The organism is Bacillus sp. 491mf (assembly GCF_900112415.1).
GTDB lineage: Bacteria > Bacillota > Bacilli > Bacillales > Bacillaceae_G > Bacillus_A.
In genome coordinates this window covers 253363-270610 of sequence record NZ_FOLV01000003.1, presented here as the reverse complement: position 1 = coordinate 270610, position 17248 = coordinate 253363, and the positions used below count along the sequence as shown (strand labels likewise).

Below are 17248 nucleotides of genomic sequence, written 5' to 3'. Positions count from 1 at the left end.
TAAGTTGTCTTTGCATATCATAACGATCGTAATTTTCTTTGTTTTGCTTATATTTCCGTTCTTTGTCTAGCAAGGCAGAATTATAGGTTTGACGACAATATTGTAACCAACGGTCTAACACTTCTTTTTGTGCTTCTGTTGGGAAGATTTCATATTTTTGATTCAACAACATTGTCATCACCCCTCGTTAGTTTTGTCCTTAAGTTTCGATGTATTGTTTTATCATTTCTAATGGTGAACTGCCCACAGCCAGCAAACAATAACCTTGAGATCAAAAGCATTCTTTACATACATTCTATCTAATTTGAGGAAATTCCTTTTTCAACCTTTTGGCTTACGCCAACCAAAATTCATCCCCTCCCTACTCATCGGGCTTCACCCTTCTCATTCCTTGAGGAAGGGGAATTCTTTTGGAAATATGTTAAAAATTGTTCTAGACTTCCAACCGGAACACTGGAAGACAACTCCGTCAATTGGTTATATGTCGCTACTTGAATGCGCGCATTCATATTTATAAACTGCTCTTCTGCATCTTCTAACCAGCTTCCAATCGTATTAATATACTCATTCAATCCTTCTATTAGTGTGAAAATATATGTAGTTTTTGAAGCAAAATTTCTTTCTTCTTTAAGGGTCATAACTGCGGGTTCCTCTAATGAAATATAATAATATAAATCTACATCCTGTTCCTTACCTTGTATTTTAAGTTTAACAACGGCATCATTGCATTTACAAATCTCTAAAAAATACAATGTATTTGGTTCAATGATGAGCTTACCATCTATTTCTTCCAATACTCCATCTTCTAGAAGAGTTGCTCTCACTTCCTCACATTCTTGATCTATTTCCTCTAATGTATAGCCTTTGTATGGATTTTCAAATCCTTTAACTTCTTCCATCCCTATCATTCGAAATAGGAAAAAGACCTCTCTGCTATCTAAATGTAATTCCATAATCATGAGATTAACTTTCCCTTCTATTTTTTCTAGTCTTTAATCGACTCTAAGAGAAATACAATTATATACTCAAGATTCAACAAATCCTCTTTAAAAGGCTCTATGTGTCTTCCCTCCACTTTCTATATGCTTCCGTAAATAATAATATCTATGAAGTTCCATAATGAAATGAAACAAAATAAGTGAAAGCATTGAGTATACACACATTAATACAATTGCCACCATTTGTTGTGTTGCAATACCAAGACTGATATTAGCAATAAGTTGCCCCAATCCTACAAAAGCAATTACTCCTAAACCGCCCATTCCTTTCGATGATTTTGATTTCTTTCTTGGTTCCTGAAGTTTTTTAATATGATTTTTATAATAATGATACAAAGCAAAACTATACAAACCAAATGAAAAAATAAAATAAATTGGCGTTTGTAATTGTAACATTTCATATGCAAATTTTTGAGCTATAACCAATAATCCTACTGAACATATGATACCAAATACTCCTCGAAATAGAGTGTATTGTAATTGCCGTTTCCGAGGATTGATAATAATCCATAACGCCCACAGGTTCAAAAAGATAATCGGAGGAGCTACTATATATACATATAATAATCGAAAAGGATTCGCAAAAGCAGGCGCAAGAACAAATATGTCTGCTATCCCAATAACAAGAGTAATAATAGTCGATCTTATATCCTCTACAGCATAAACAGCCATATAATATTCAAAAGCCTTCTTATTAAAATCTATACTTTTTTTCATGTTAATTAAACCACCCCGCTACTGTTGACCAAGCTTTTTTCACACCCGTTTTCACCATATCTTTAATACTATCATCTTCACCATCACCATCTAAATCAACATCCCATTTCACACCTTCTGTGAAATATGTTAGTCCTACTGAAAAAGCAAACCGTTACTCAATTCCGAAATGCAAATGAATATCGTTAATATATTAAAAAAGGAACCTCCATAGATTCCTTTCCCTGTTTCTAGATCATATTTAATTAAGCATTCCTACAAATGCCTCTTCTTCCTCATCTACAAAACCTACAAATATAATTTCTTCAATAGCATCATGATTAAATACAAATGTATAATCAGGATCAATGTATCCTTCTGGATAAAAACAGCCAATGTAGTCATACATAACAGGTTCTTCAACCATAAGTAGTTGTTTTCTTCCGTAAATTACAATCTTTTTTGTCCCTCCTTTTAACAGAACAATAGAGCCATTTGGTAACAGCTTTTCTTTAGAAAATTGCATAATTCTCCGCCCTTTCTTATACGGCTTATATATTTTTCAAAGATTATTTGAATAGCGCAGAATCTCACGTGCACCATCCTGTCGTTTTCTATTAAGTATTCCTATATCCACTCTTAATCTTTTTACTCTAAGGTATAGCCTGGTATGGATTTTCAAATCCTTTAACTTCTTCTATCCCTATCATTCGAAATAGAAAAAAGATCTCTCTGCTATCTAAATGTAATTCCGTATTCATATTAACCTCTCCCTTCTATTTTTTCTATCCTTTAACCAACTATAAGAAGAGTGCGATTATATACTTGAAATTCAACAAATTCTCTTTAAAAGCCTATACGTACTTTCCCTCCATCTTCTATATGCTTCCGTAAATAATAATACTTATGGAGTTCTATAATCATATAAAAGAAAATAAACGAAGCCGCTGTGCATACACACATAAATACAATTGCTCCCGCCTCTTGTGTTGCAATACTAAGAATTATACTAGCAATTAACTGCCCCAATCCAGCTGCAAAAGCTGCTACTTTTACACCACCAGTTCCTTTCGATGATTTTGATTTTTTTCTTGGTTCCTGAAGTTTTTCAATATGATTTTTATAAAAATGATACAAAGCAAAACCATACAAACCAAATGAAAAAATAAAATAGATTGGCGTTTGTAATTGTAACACTTCATAGGCATATTTTTGATTTATAACCAATAATCCGACTGAACATATGGTGCCAAATACTCCTCGAAATAGAGTGTATTGTAATTGTCGTTTCCGAGGATTGATAGCAATCCATATCGCCCACAAATTTAAAAAAACAACTGGAGGAGTTACTATATATACATAGAGTAATCGAAAAGGGGGCGCAAAAGCAGGCAAAAGAACAAACACGTCTGCCCCCAAAAGAACAAGGCCAATTACGTGGACTCTTATTTCATTTACAGGATAAACAGCCATATAATGTGCAAAAGCTTTCTTATTAAAATCTATACTTTTTTTCATGTTAATTAAACCACCCCGCTACTGTTGACCAGGCTTTTTTCGAACCCGTTTTCACCATATCTTTAATAGTATCATCTTCACCATCACCATCTAAATCAACATCCCATTTCACACCTTCTGTGAAATATGTTAGTCCTACTGAAAAAACAAATCCAGCTGCGGCAACTGCTAGAACTGGTGCTGCTGGGAGGGCCAGAGCTGTAAGAGCCGTTGCCCCTACGGTTACTGCTCCTCCTACAACAACATTACCAATAATATCTCCTGCGATTTTATCACTTGATTCATTATTTTTGATATTCTCACTTGTATCCGTATATGAGTCTATAGCCACACTAGCCCATCCAAGCCTATCCTTTAAAGCCATTTTAGACGCACTTAGCACACTTCCACTTTTTATAAGAGCATCTACTTCTTTTATCGTCTTGCTAGCGGTTCCATTTTTCATTTTTGCTGCGACATCATCTACATAATAAATCTTATAATCCCTATTTTTACTACCCTTAAAACCGTAATGTTCTGTTACAAGGACGCGTTGTGCTCTTCTGTCCAAATCGTATATTACCTTATAACCATTAATTACTTTATTAGCCTTTTCTATTACTGCCGCTGCACCTGTAACTGTTCCGACTGTATTCCCCCATCCATCCACTGGTGCCTTCCAATTGAAACCAGTCATACCTAAAAATGAATCTTTTTTGTCTACTTCACCAGATTCAGAATCCTTATTTAAACTTTCAACTTCACGAGCTTTATCTTCTGTAATTTTCTGAATAGGCCCCGTCCACTCCATATTCAATCCTTGCGTACTAAATGTACCGCTGACGGCACTAAATCCTTTCCCACTTTGAACTTCCGCCAGACCTTGCGCGATGCTCGCAGCTAGTTGGAGTGCTGTATCATACTTACTACTAGACGTAGCATTAAATTGATAAAGATGGTCTAATTTTTCTTGCAGCTTTTGTTTCATCGCATCAAAAATATTTACCATAACTTGCATAGCTGGAAGGGTACTACTAATTCCTTCCATACCTGCTTTCGTTTGATCAATCCCTTGCATTTGTTCTCGTATTTCTTGCTCAATCACATCTGTCGAAGCTACCTGTGATTGGAAATCATTCGGAAAGGCATCATTTTGACGAATTAATTCTTCACACAAATAAATGATTCCTTGAGCTAAAGGCCGGAAGGTTTGAGCGAAGAATGTTTTTGCACTGTCGTAAGTTTGTCCTTGCAAAACAGCATCGAATACAAAAGCGTCAATCGAATTAATAGCCTGTTCCATTCCTTGAATCGTTGCAGTGCACATAGCATTCATACTCTGTGTTTGAGCTTGTACTTCCCCTAAATACATGTTTAAACTCACGGCTTCACTTCCCTTGCTAAATTTTGTTTTTGATAGTAAAGGTCATTTTCTAGCCCATTCAAGTTTTCTTTCTCTTTTAGCAACGTTTCTTTTCGGTCTTCCAATTCGTAGGTGAGTTGTCGCTCAAGTTGTTGTGCATCTTGCTGTGTATTGTAAAAGAACTGTCTTAGTTCTCTATCATTGTGCCAAGTTTCTAATATGCGGTCAAACAAACGACGGCTTCTGCCTGTCCAATCATGAAAATCCGCTTCTGTTTGTTCAATCTTTTGAATGGCACGTTGATTTTGAGATTGTTCTTGAGATAGACCTCTTAATTTGTAGTTCAATTGATTGATTTGTTTTTCGATATCTTGATTCATCTTTACCTCCTACTTTTTCGCGTTTGCGTAGGTTGTCATATCGGCTAAAGGGGCTTTCAATAAAAAGAGAATTATTTAAAATTCTTTTGAAGCTCGTTATCCATACGCTCAAAGTCTTGGGCTACAGAATGAATATCATTAACTCCTTGTTGAAAAGCGCTATAAAATTGTTTGGTTAAGTCAAAAGCTTGTTGATTCGCTTCTTGCGCCTTAGCGTTAATAGATAGCGTTGTACGTTCCGCTTTGGTAATGGATTTATTTGTCGCACTCTGAATCGTATCAGAAGCTGTTCCCATTTGCGTTGCAATTTGTTCTGCCGTTTGAAAGTTACTTTGAAATTGTCCCATCGCTTGCATCCTCTCTATATTTTTCTATCCAGTCTTTCAAATTTAACTTATAACTTGGTTTATATTTCTTCATCTTTTGGATAAAGTTTTTCCACTTATACTTGGTGAATTCCTTCTCTAAAGGATGCAAACTATGACTGGGCTTAGGATTCACACTTATGCTAGCGGTTTGTTTTGCTTGTTATACCTATCCATTGAAAGGTTATATATTCCTTTTGTTTATATAATTCTTTATATATCTATTCTAAGGTGTATTTTGCATTTCTTCTTGTTTTTCCCATCTATTCTAAACATTCAAACGCTATCTTTATTTGTGTCATATCCTCCCTTCCTTACATAATTAATTAATATGTAAATCATACCATATTATAGTAATACTGGTTATATGTGAATTTATATCATAGCAGTTAATTATTAAGCAATAAAACATAGAAATATATCCATGTAGAGAGTATTCACCTGTATGGTTCTAATTCTCCTAACCTAGATTCTCTTTGGATAACACTGATTATCCGAATGAAAAAGAGCGCCCATCTCGGGTGCTCCTTTCGTTATAAACGGATGAATAACCAATTTCACCATGATTTCTTTTTTTCGATTACAGGCATTAATCATATTTTCTCTAGTTGTTCACAAATCAACTCTATAAGATGCTTATCCTGTTATTCTCTTTTTGTTGGATCTATTTTTTGACGTGATTTTTTACGATATAGGACGGTCCAAATGATTGCAAGTCCAATGGATCCATACGTGACTAGATTAGAAATTGCTAAAAACGTAGGTACTGAAAGATTATAGACAAGTACCACTTTCAGCAACGCTTCGCCTAATAAGACAATTCCCCAGCCTGTTGTCATAATTCGTAGCACTTTACGAAAGTAAGCGTTGTTCCACTTATCAGCAAAGGACGCCTGTTCTTTTTCTGTTTTCCCAACAGTAAATCGTAAAGCAAAATAATAAATTAACGGTCTTCGGGTAATAAGAGAACCAAGGAAAATGAATCCCATAATTCCTGTGACAAAGGATTCTCGAACCAAAATAAGCCTTTCGTCTCCGCCAAGGAAAGCAGCAATAATTGAAAGAATAAATCCAACTAGCATAAACAATGCAAATACATCCCATTTTCGATACTTCAGAAAATAGATTATCGTTTCTACTAAAGGAATCATTGTGGCAATTGTGAGCGCCATGATGTTTGAAACATGTCCTAGTAACAGCTCGTAAACTAAAATGGGTAATGCCGCATTAATAAGTAAAGAAAGGATAATTCCACGTACAATTTGTTTTCGTTCCATATTACATCCCCCTCCTCTGGATATATTCCACCAGCATTTCATTTATAAAACATTTAAAATGCTAGTTTAAATTTATGCAACACTAGTGAGTGATGTGATAAATATTTTTGTTTTCAGTAACTTTTACAAGTACGCCTCCATTGTGCTGAACAACTCTATTTGAACGTATTAAAAAGCTTCTATTAAAATAGTATCAATCCATTTACAACAAGAATATATAAAATATAGTAAGACATACTCTTCTATATTTTAGTTGCTCCTTCTATTCTAGAACTTCCTCTCTCAATAAATATAATTAACGATAAATTCATAATTTTATCTTTTTTCTATTATACTTTACTATATTGTTGTATAATATTTTTGAAAGCGCTTATTATTGTAGTATACATAATTTAAAACGTTCTTAATTAAACATTCATAATTTTCCGTATATTTTAAAGATGGTAATTCTATTTCCATTTTGTCTCTATATTAAACTTACCATACTATTTTAGCAATTTTATTGTACAAGTTTTATTTAATAATCATGGTAAATTTCTGGGTGATAAGTAATTGTGAATGTTTTTTTACAAAACAGATAAGTAATAACGTTTTGTATTATGTAAATTATCGTAATAACATAAGAATATAAAATGAATTGCACTCGTTATTGGTTCTAACGAGTAGGAGGTTTTGTCAAATGACGACGAAGAATACAAATACAAACAGTCCTTGGGCTAAGTTCCATGGTCCAAACCTTGGCTATGTCATTGAACAGTACGATTGTTATATAGCTGGGGAAGGTTCTGTTGATCCAGAGTTAGAAGAGCTTTTCGCAAGATGGGGTGCTCCTCCTTTTCATGCAGACTTTGCAAAGGGGACTACTAGCAACTCTCATTTTTCTGCTCCAAACAATACAGATATAGAAAAAGTTCTAAAAATCGCAAAGGTTTTAGAAAATATTCGTTCATACGGTCACCTTTCTGCGCACATTAATCCGCTGGAGGAAAAAGTGGATGGGCAGTTTTCTTTAGAGGGACTAGGCGAAAATGATTTGAAAGCGATTTCAGCGAAAATGGTTTGGGCAGATGCACCTGCAGATGTTCACACAGCGTTTGATGCTGTTAATAGATTAAAAGATGTTTACACAAAATCTTTAGCTTATGAGTTCGCTCATGTTCAAGATAGTGAAGAGCGTGCATGGCTACAACAAATGGTGGAGTCAACTTCATTGTATCATCCACTATCAAACGAGAAACGCATTGCTGTTTTAAAACGCTTAACAGCAGTTGAAGGTTTCGAGCAATTTTTGCATAAAACATTTGTTGGTCAAAAACGTTTTTCTATCGAAGGCGTTGATATGCTAGTTCCTATGCTTGATGAAATGATTTCTGAAGGCGCTAAGGGCGGCGTGAAAGATATTATGATCGGGATGGCTCACCGCGGACGTCTTAGCGTACTCGCTCATACATTAGAAAAACCATATAGTCACATGTTTACTGAATTTAAACATTCAGCACCGATGCAAGATAAAGATAAGAACAATATCGGCTGGACTGGCGATGTGAAGTATCACTTAGGTAAAGAGCAATTGGTTGGATCTGGAGAGGCTCTTACACGAGTTACTTTAGCAAATAACCCAAGTCACCTTGAATTTGTAGATCCAGTTGTAGAAGGATTTGCACGTGCTGCTCAGGAAAATCGCGAACAAGCAGGTTATCCAGCGCAAGATGTTTCTAAATCTTTCGCAATTTTAGTACACGGTGATGCTGCGTTCCCTGGTCAAGGTATCGTACCTGAAACGCTGAACTTAAGCAGACTGAAAGGTTATCAAACAGGCGGAACGATTCATGTTATTGCGAATAACGCAGTCGGATTCACAACTGATAGTTATGATTCTCGCTCTACAAGATATTCAAGTGACCTTGCAAAAGGCTTTGATATTCCGATTGTACATGTAAATGCTGATGATCCTGAAGCATGTCTGATTGCAGCTACTCTTGCTTTTGAATACCGTACGCTGTTCAAAAAGGATTTCCTAATTGACTTAATCGGATATCGCCGCTTTGGTCATAACGAAATGGATGATCCAGCAGTTACACAACCGAAAATATACAAAAAAGTTAGCAAGCATCCGACTGTAAGAGCTTTATATGCTGAAGAGTTACAAACAAAAGGCATTCTAAATGCTGATGAAGTAGAAACTATTACACAATTTATTCAAGAGCATTTAAAAGCTGAGTATAATCAAGTTTCTTCAGATAAAAAAGAAGTATCTGCTAATGTTGCAGTTCCAGAAGTAGTTGCAAATGGAATTCCAAAAATGATGACTGGTGTTCCATTAGAAACGCTTAAAGAATTAAATACAAGTCTTCTACAGTGGCCAGAAGGTTTTAACGTATATCCTAAATTAAAGAAAATCCTTGAACGCCGCGCGAGCGCATTTAAGGATGGCGGTAAATTAGAATGGGCAAATGCCGAAGCGTTAGCGTTTGCTTCAATTTTACAAGATGGTACGCCAATTCGTCTGACAGGACAAGATTCAGAGCGCGGTACATTCGCACAGCGCCACGTTGTATTACATGATACAGAAACGAACGAAACGTATTCACCAATGCACCGTCTGCCACAAGCGCGCGCTTCTTTCGCGGTTCATAATAGTCCGCTTTCTGAAGCTGCTGTTGTAGGGTTTGAGTATGGCTATAACGTATTCTCTCCTGAAACATTAACAATGTGGGAAGCACAATACGGAGACTTCTCAAATACAGCACAAGCATTATTTGACCAATTCGTTTCTGCAGGAAGAGCAAAATGGGGTCAAAAATCCGGGCTTGTTCTCCTTCTTCCTCACGGTTATGAAGGGCAAGGTCCTGAACATTCCAGCGCTCGTCCAGAACGTTTCTTACAGCTTGCTGCTGAGAATAACTGGACAGTTGCAAACTTAACAAGTGCAGCGCAATATTTCCATATCCTGCGCCGCCAAGCAGCAAGTCTTGGAACTGATTATGTAAGACCGTTAGTAATTATGACGCCAAAGAGCTTATTACGTCATCCACTTACATCTTCACCTGCTTCTGAATTAAGTGAAGGTAGCTTCCAAACAATTGTAGAAGAGCCGAATCTTAAAGCAGAAACAAGTAAAGTGAAGCGTCTTGTATTAACTACAGGTAAGATGGCAATCGATTTAGCAGTAGATGTTGAATCGAACAAGAAAGAACATACGCTAGATGAAGTGCATATCGTTCGCGTTGAACAGTTATATCCATTCCCTACTGAGAAAATCCAAGCGATCGCTGAGCGTTTTGAAAACTTGGAAGAAATCGTATGGGTACAGGAAGAACCAAGAAATATGGGCGCATGGCATTTTGTTGCACCAATTCTATTCGAACTTGCTTCTGACAAAGTAAAAGCGAACTATATTGGACGTCCGGACCGTTCAAGTCCATCTGGCGGCGATCCTCATGTTCATAGAAAAGAACAAGAATTAATTATTAACCAAACGCTTAATATCAATTTCACATTACAACAAGAACAAGAATTTGTTCACAATAAGTAATACTGTTAACTTCCTGTGAATGGGGGTCTCCCCCATTCACAATTAGAGAAGATTATTTATACAACAAATTAAATCAATTGTTAGGCAAATAGGGGAGGACATTTAAAATGATCGAAATTAAAGTACCTGAGCTTGCAGAATCTATTACAGAAGGAACTATTTCACAATGGCTTATCAACGTAGGTGACAAAGTTGAGAAAGGCGCAAGCGTTGTTGAGCTAGAAACAGATAAAGTCAATGTAGAAATCATTGCAGAAGATTCAGGTATTGTATCAAAATTACTAGGGGAACCTGGAGATACAGTTGAAATCGGTGATGTTATCGCAGTTTTAGATGCAAACGCAGCAGCAGCAGTAAGCACATCTGCTCCAGAAGCAAAACAAGAAGTTCCAGAAGCACCAAAAGCTGAGGCTCCAAGTGCAGAGCCAAATAAAGCGCCTTTACAAGGCCTACCAAATACAGATCGTCCAATCGCTTCACCTGCTGCTAGAAAAATGGCACGTGAATTAGGAATCGACTTAAATGAAGTACGTAGCACTGATCCACTTGGCCGCGTTAGACCGCATGATGTACAAGCACATGCTGCTGCGCCAAAAGCAGAGCCAAAACAAGAAAAACAAAGTCCAAAACCTGCTGCAAAAACTGAGTTTGAAAAACCAGTTGAGCGCGTAAAAATGTCCCGTCGCCGTCAAACAATTGCAAATCGTCTTGTAGAAGTTCAGCAAACGTCTGCAATGTTAACAACATTTAACGAAGTTGATATGACAGCTATCATGGAATTACGTAAAGAACGTAAAGATGCGTTTGAAAAGAAACATGATGTTCGTCTTGGCTTCATGTCATTCTTCACAAAAGCAGTTGTAGCAGCATTAAAACAATTCCCATTATTAAACGCTGAAATTCAAGGTGATGAGCTTATCATCAAGAAATTCTATGATATCGGAATCGCTGTAGCAGCTCCAGATGGACTAGTTGTTCCTGTTGTACGTGATGCAAACCAAATGAACTTCGCTGAAATTGAGAGCGAAATTCGTAATCTTGGTATAAAAGCTCGTGATAACAAACTTACATTAAAAGAACTACAAGGTGGTACATTTACAATTACAAACGGCGGGGTGTTCGGCTCTCTTATGTCAACACCAATCCTAAACAGCCCACAAGTAGGTATCCTTGGTATGCATAAAATCCAAGTACGCCCTGTTGCGATTGATGCAGAACGCATGGAAAACCGTCCAATGATGTACCTTGCCCTTTCTTACGATCACCGTATCGTAGATGGAAAAGAGGCTGTTAGCTTCCTTGTTGCAGTTAAAGAAATGCTTGAAGATCCAAAATCATTATTATTAGAAGGTTGATTCTTTTATCAATCGAAGAACCCTCTTGCATGTGCAAGAGGGTTTTCTTTTTTTCTACTTCCTTAACAAAAATAATAGTAGACTGCTCTACAAAGTTCATATAATCTACTATGTATCAAATCACATACAGATAAGGTGACAAAATGGAATTAGGAAACTTCTTTTTTACAACGCTTATGACAACCTTTATTCAGTTAGCTTCATTAGTAGGGTGGATTATTGTAGTTGGATTTCTATTAGGATATTTAGAAAATCGTTCGCGAACTTATTGGACAAGAGCTTTCGGAAGAAATGGCTTCCTCTTAACCTCGTGGATTGGAACACCCATTCACGAATTTGGGCATGCCTTTATGTGCATCTTATTTGGCCATAAAATCGTAGGCATTCAGTGGTTTCCGACGAATACAAGTAACGGATATTTAGGGTATGTACAGCACGAATATAACCCGAAAAGTATCTATCAAAAAATAGGTAATTTCTTTATCGGTATTGCTCCTATTTTTTCAGGAATTGCAGCATTAGTTGGCTTAATGTATTGCCTTATCCCCCACTCCTATTCAATATTTATGAATGGTGTCGAAACAAATATTCAACCAGGCGACGCTATGAGCGATATGGTTCAACACACTATTGTATCTTCATTCCTGTTATTGAAAAGTGTTTTTACTATTGGTAATCTGTTAAATCCTTATTTTTGGCTCTTTCTGATTCTAGCAATTTGCATTTCTACGCATATTGCTTTAAGTAAGCCTGACATACAAGGTGCCTTAGATGGACTAATTACGATTTTTTTGTTCCTATTTCTCTTCAATGTTATAGGTGGTATTTTTCATTTTGATAGTCATGCAATGATCGTAAATATAGCGAAGTATAATGCTTACTTACTCGCTTTTTCTAGCATCGCTATTTTATTTTCTTTTATTACTGTAGTGATAAGTTATTCCCTTTACCGAATGAAAGGAAAATGTAGATGACAGTTCTGAGAATGTTGTGTTATATCAACCTAATATAAATATAAGCAGAAAGCTTCTCCTTCTCGCACCTCCCCTTGGTATAATATGGTATACAATATAATGTGACCAATAGGAGGCAAACCATGAACAAAAATGAATTGTATGTTTATCATATTGTTACTAGGAAAAAAATGAGTCTTGGGCAGATCATCACCTTTAACAAGAATGAAAACAACACCTTATATCGCTTCTTTTTTGAGAGAGAACAATTGAATTCGAAAGGTGAAGACTTCATTCAGATTTTACAAGGTCATAATACGAATGAGGGCTTGAACTTAAATAAAGAAAATACCGAAGTAGCTATTAAGTATGTAGACCAAACTATTCGAGCAATTAGAGAAGTGATTGTAGAAATGGTTAGATTACAAGAATATCCTGAGTACCCTTCTAGATTGTCTTGTTTATATGCTGCGAAAAGCTATGAAGATGCTTTGAAATGGAAAGAATTATTTGATTCTTACAATCGGAATGTTTTGCAGATTGTTAAACTTCGAGTTATCGGAAATTCTTTTGAAGGCGATGGAAACCTGTTACCAAAGGAAGATGGAGCTCCTTTCTCTCAAAAAATTGAACAAGCGAAAGAATATTGGAAGGGTAATATAACAAATGAACTTCCTGAGATTTTGATTAACGGAAAAATTGAAGTGGTAGAAATTATTCATGATTTCTCGGCGTGAATGCTAGAAACGTCGTAACTACTCAGTCACTCTATGATTTTTTCATAGAGTGACTGGCTATGCATAGAAGCGGTCAGGGCGCGCAAAGTTTTAAAACAAAGAAAAACAGCAATCTATATGCTAAAAAATGAAAATAACTTCCTATTGGTAAGCATATTTTCACTGGAATCACACTCCTTACCAAATTTCTAAATGAAATGTATGGTTGAGTAGTTACAAATTTAAACAACAAATATAGTACGTGAAATTTTAATACATTTTATAAAATACCCCCGCTAAATGAGGGGTATTCTGCTACCTATTGATGTTTTGGGAAAGGTGATTAAGGGAACTACAATTTTTATTTTATCATAGAAATGATGGGGCTCATGTTGAGAAATAAAAATGTCATTTTGTGAAGAAAGAATAGGATTTAACCCTTTTGTCTTACAAGAATGTCAGCAGTATACTTGCGTTACTACTTGTTTTCCCTGAACTTCGTATATAACGATGCTCTTTTCTACACAAACAAGCAATCGAGTTAGTATTTTTATACTTTAGCTAATCTTTTCTGGGGTACCACCAGCATTTCGGAAAAAAACCACGCTAAGAGCATACAAGATTTTATACAGTTTTTCGGCTAATCCAGTAACAAACGAGAATCCTAAAACCGCGCCGGGATAGGAATGTATAAAAAAATGCATTGATCGATAGAACAAAAAAAGGAGGTTCCCTTGTGAGAATGGGATTCTCCTTTTTCCTTGCTGCCAATAATATTACGTTATGTTAACTGAATATGAATAGAGTATACAATAGGAGTATAAATCTATTTTCGAGAATCTATTATGTTAACGATACAAAAAGGACTGTAAAATTTAGACAGTCCTTTTGAATTCTTATTTAAATAAAGCATGCGTTAGTTCAATAAAATATTTGTTGTCTATGTGTTAAAATGTTAAAAATGTTTACCAACTTCCAAAAGAATAAGGATCGCAAAATTGCAGTATTAACCTTATTTTTAGATAGTGCTTAAATTATTTCGGATAATTTCTCGCCCGCACCTATCTAATCGTCAGCTTCGAGTAAGAGGCTCATGATAATCGTTTATAAAGTCATGCACCAGCATAACGGATCACTTCCACCACAATGAGGGCAACAACCTCCTGTATAAGTAATTCTAATTTGATCTGAATGAAGTACATAATAATCAGTAATTGGTTCGACACCAGGGATCTCTATCCCGCCTGGAATCGCTGGCAATATAACCTCCCGCACTGTCATGTCCGACCACTTACCGTTCCAGGAACAAATACTGCACTTTAATATCTCTTCCGAAAAGTTCGGAGCATTTTGGATGACAATAATACATTCTCTACTATAGGTATTACAATTAGGACAATCGTGTACTTTCACGAATCTCCACCTCTCATCAAATTTAAAACTTTTCACGTACCTTCTTTTTATTATTCTTTTTTACAGTCAATTAGTCCTTTTTGGGTGTTTTTGCCCATCCCCCTTTTCGGGGGATAGGCAAAAACACCCTATGACCGTAAAGAAGTATATCTTGTTGACTTCGAATCAAACGACAATGTAACAGTAGGTGGATTTCTTGTTTATGTAGATATAGAGACTAAATTAAAGACTTATTAACTTCCGAATTCGATAATTATGTAAATGAGCTGTCCATATGGGCAGCTTATTGTATTTTTTGCTTAGCGTGGGGTTTTTTCAAAATACTGGCGGTTCCCCTACAATCACAGCCTATCGTTGAATAAGTTGCATACGAATGAAATGGCATTCTAACGTAAGCAATTCATTCTAGTTTTCATACAAATCCTATGCTGGATACTGAATCTGGCACGTAGCTTCACCTCGCAAAACCTTCCGCAAGGTGAAGTCTCTCCCCTACAACGCATAAAGACTAAAGCAACCATAATCTGTATAAACAGCCAAATAGTCCTCAGTGAATGCTATATTGCAAGATTTCACCACGTGCTCAATCATGATTGTAGTTGCATGCCGTTTTGTTACAAAGTCATACAGTCGTACCGCTCCTCTGTTATAAGCAGCTATCAGTCCTTTTCCCGCATGAATCGCACAACTCCTAGTCTCACCTATTTGCCAATCCTCGCATTTCTTCTTAGCCTTCCAATCATATACAAGTAAATCCGAACACCCGTATTGCTCCTGAGTAAACAAAAGATGATCATCCGGGGAGAAGATTATCCTTGTTGTCATAGCATGGATAGATTTGGGCAATACTACTTCTTGACTAGAGGCAATATCATATACTCTTACTTCCCTACTATTCGTACAATAAGCGAACTTATCTCCGCTATGCGACAGCGCAGCACATAGCTGTGTACTGTGTCCTCCATACATCTCGCAATTTACTGCTATCTGACAGATAACCTTTTCCTTTACAAGATCATACACAATAAGCTTGGAATCATTATACCAAAGCACTCTATCACTCGATAAAGAAAGCGTATTCCCTACCGTCAATTCAGCATGTAGCGGTTCTGAATAGGACTTAAGCTCCCCGCCCTTCACCTCATATCCTCTTATCGAATGACAATCATTCAATACCAATTCACCCGCATGAGGACAATAGTACATATCATATACAAGATGATTTTCTCCAAGTTCAAAAACGACTTGTTTCTCTCCGGATTCGTCTATTAAATAAATCTCTTCTCGCTGAAATTGCCCAATAACATATCCAACATACGATGAATTAGTTCCAGGTATGGGGACAAAAGGAAGAAACCCTGTATATCCCTTTCCCAAATATAGCTGCAGCACCGGTTCTCCTGCCGATACCTCCAAATTATGATAGATCATGCCTTTCTTCAATCTCTGCCAAATTTCCTTCTCCATCTGCTTGGCTGCCTGCTCAGCATTCTCAAACTGCTTCTTCCGAGATTTTCTGCCCCCAGTCGAAGTGATAAGTATGCTATCATTTCTTTGAATACTCCAAGTTTTCCCGCTCGCTCTATCTATCAACATTCTATGCATTCGTTTCACCTCTTCCTAAATGTAGCAAATGACCTCCGAACAAGTCTAATACTCTGCCACTTCTCGAGGTTACTATTAACATCTGCACTTTTTAGGTGGACGGCTAAGATTCGTGGGAAAATATGTTATAATCCACATATAATCGTTCTTTAACTAACAATGCAGTTTAGTTGAATATTGAACTACCCCTATCTAAAATCCTAACAGATTTTTGAAGAAGGGGATTCCCAAAAGGGACAACTCAGACAAAATACTTAGCAGACCATACCCATTCAACAAGGTTGAATCGTTTTTCCTATAAGGTAAGAAGCAAATATAACCTAAGGCTAAAGAAGAGTAGTAGAACTTAGTATTCTATTATTTTATCATTGTAATAGCACGCACTTACCAAGATTAAGGAGGTATTACGAATTGATTTTAGAAGAATATAAAAAACGGGCATCAGAGCAGGAAGATTGGGCACCAGGATGGGAAGCAATTGATGAAGTTTTTGATAAACTTTATCCGAATCAGGAACCTGCACATTATGGGACAACATTTCATAAACGGGCCTTTTTTGGTGGAGACGAATATTTAGATGGTTATAGTATTTATCAATCTCCAAATGGTTACAAGCATTTACTAACGTATGGAATGACGGAGCTTTACACAGATGTAGACGCATTTGGTAGTGAATGGAGCCGCTGGGGTTATGAAATGACTATAAAACTGAAAGAGGATACGAATGAAGATTGTATGTGGGCAATTGATATGCTATCTAATCTTGCTCGCTATACGTGCACACAGAAAAGATTCTTTGAGCCAATGCAATTTGTGGCAGGAAATGGAACGTCTCTTCATATTGGCGTAGAATCTGCTATTACTGCTTTACTAGTTGTAACTGATACTGAGGCAGAAGGAATTGACACTGTTCATGGTAGAGTGAACTTTATGCAATTGGTCGGAATTACACAACAAGAATTAGAAGTGCTGAAAGAGGACTACACAAAAGCAGAAATTCTTGTTAAGAATATGAAGAAAGATAATCCGTATTTAATTACAGATATGAAACGAATAAAATCTTATTTATAATCAGAAATAAAGCATCTCTTGAAA

At 36.3% G+C, this 17248-nt stretch carries 16 protein-coding genes; 5 read left to right on the top strand and 11 right to left on the bottom strand.

Features of this window, described 5'->3' with window-relative positions:
• From BM211_RS05845 to BM211_RS05805, 9 genes are all read right to left on the bottom strand, one after another.
• The coding region (locus BM211_RS05845) for a helix-turn-helix domain-containing protein (protein WP_256216879.1) at window positions 1-172 on the bottom strand (172 nt) is incomplete at its 3' end.
• A gap of 193 nt (window positions 173-365) precedes the next feature.
• Entirely contained in the window at window positions 366-953 is a 588-nt protein-coding gene (locus BM211_RS05840) for a hypothetical protein (RefSeq protein WP_218160781.1), read from the bottom strand.
• 93 nt (window positions 954-1046) lie between these two features.
• On the bottom strand, window positions 1047-1715 hold the full coding sequence (locus BM211_RS05835; RefSeq protein WP_090995702.1) for a hypothetical protein: 669 nt from the start codon (window positions 1713-1715) through the stop codon (window positions 1047-1049).
• A gap of 241 nt (window positions 1716-1956) precedes the next feature.
• The gene (locus tag BM211_RS05830) at window positions 1957-2220 is read right to left on the bottom strand and encodes a DUF4176 domain-containing protein (protein WP_035434879.1); all 264 of its coding nucleotides are present in this window, start codon (window positions 2218-2220) and stop codon (window positions 1957-1959) included.
• 320 nt (window positions 2221-2540) lie between these two features.
• Entirely contained in the window at window positions 2541-3212 is a 672-nt protein-coding gene (locus BM211_RS05825) for a hypothetical protein (protein ID WP_090995699.1), read from the bottom strand.
• 1 nt (window position 3213) lies between these two features.
• Entirely contained in the window at window positions 3214-4575 is a 1362-nt protein-coding gene (locus tag BM211_RS05820) for a T7SS effector LXG polymorphic toxin (RefSeq protein ID WP_090995696.1), read from the bottom strand.
• Window positions 4572-4934, bottom strand: coding sequence for a DUF3958 family protein (locus BM211_RS05815; RefSeq protein ID WP_090995693.1), 363 nt, complete (start codon window positions 4932-4934; stop codon window positions 4572-4574). The genes BM211_RS05820 and BM211_RS05815 overlap by 4 nt, the downstream gene beginning before the upstream one ends.
• Window positions 4935-5005: 71 nt before the next feature.
• Window positions 5006-5281: a TIGR04197 family type VII secretion effector gene (locus BM211_RS05810; protein ID WP_090995690.1), complete on the bottom strand. Its 276-nt coding sequence runs from the start codon at window positions 5279-5281 to the stop codon at window positions 5006-5008.
• A gap of 662 nt (window positions 5282-5943) precedes the next feature.
• Window positions 5944-6576: a VC0807 family protein gene (locus BM211_RS05805; protein ID WP_090995687.1), complete on the bottom strand. Its 633-nt coding sequence runs from the start codon at window positions 6574-6576 to the stop codon at window positions 5944-5946.
• Window positions 6577-7255: 679 nt separating this feature from the next.
• Between BM211_RS05805 and BM211_RS05800 the strand changes: the two genes are divergently transcribed.
• The 4 genes from BM211_RS05800 to BM211_RS05785 all read left to right on the top strand — a co-directional run bounded on the left by BM211_RS05800 (window position 7256) and on the right by BM211_RS05785 (window position 13156).
• Window positions 7256-10111: a 2-oxoglutarate dehydrogenase E1 component gene (locus BM211_RS05800; RefSeq protein ID WP_090995686.1), complete on the top strand. Its 2856-nt coding sequence runs from the start codon at window positions 7256-7258 to the stop codon at window positions 10109-10111.
• Window positions 10112-10218: 107 nt separating this feature from the next.
• Entirely contained in the window at window positions 10219-11466 is a 1248-nt protein-coding gene (odhB, locus tag BM211_RS05795; RefSeq protein ID WP_090995683.1) for a 2-oxoglutarate dehydrogenase complex dihydrolipoyllysine-residue succinyltransferase, read from the top strand.
• A 143-nt stretch (window positions 11467-11609) separates the two neighbouring features.
• Window positions 11610-12440, top strand: a complete 831-nt coding sequence (locus BM211_RS05790) for a hypothetical protein (RefSeq protein WP_090995681.1) — start codon at window positions 11610-11612, stop codon at window positions 12438-12440.
• A gap of 122 nt (window positions 12441-12562) precedes the next feature.
• Window positions 12563-13156: a DUF2441 domain-containing protein gene (locus BM211_RS05785; protein WP_090995678.1), complete on the top strand. Its 594-nt coding sequence runs from the start codon at window positions 12563-12565 to the stop codon at window positions 13154-13156.
• Between the two features lie 1083 nt (window positions 13157-14239).
• Here BM211_RS05785 and BM211_RS26355 read toward each other — a convergent pair.
• Both BM211_RS26355 and BM211_RS05780 read right to left on the bottom strand, forming a co-directional pair.
• Complete coding sequence (locus tag BM211_RS26355; protein ID WP_156107953.1) at window positions 14240-14416, bottom strand: hypothetical protein; 177 nt, start codon at window positions 14414-14416, stop codon at window positions 14240-14242.
• A gap of 624 nt (window positions 14417-15040) precedes the next feature.
• Window positions 15041-16153 carry a WD40 repeat domain-containing protein gene (locus tag BM211_RS05780; RefSeq protein ID WP_035434294.1) on the bottom strand — a complete coding sequence of 371 codons (1113 nt, stop codon included), beginning with the start codon at window positions 16151-16153 and terminating at the stop codon, window positions 15041-15043.
• A gap of 411 nt (window positions 16154-16564) precedes the next feature.
• Between BM211_RS05780 and BM211_RS05775 the strand changes: the two genes are divergently transcribed.
• Complete coding sequence (locus BM211_RS05775) at window positions 16565-17224, top strand: suppressor of fused domain protein (protein WP_035434296.1); 660 nt, start codon at window positions 16565-16567, stop codon at window positions 17222-17224.
• Window positions 17225-17248 lie beyond the last annotated feature (24 nt).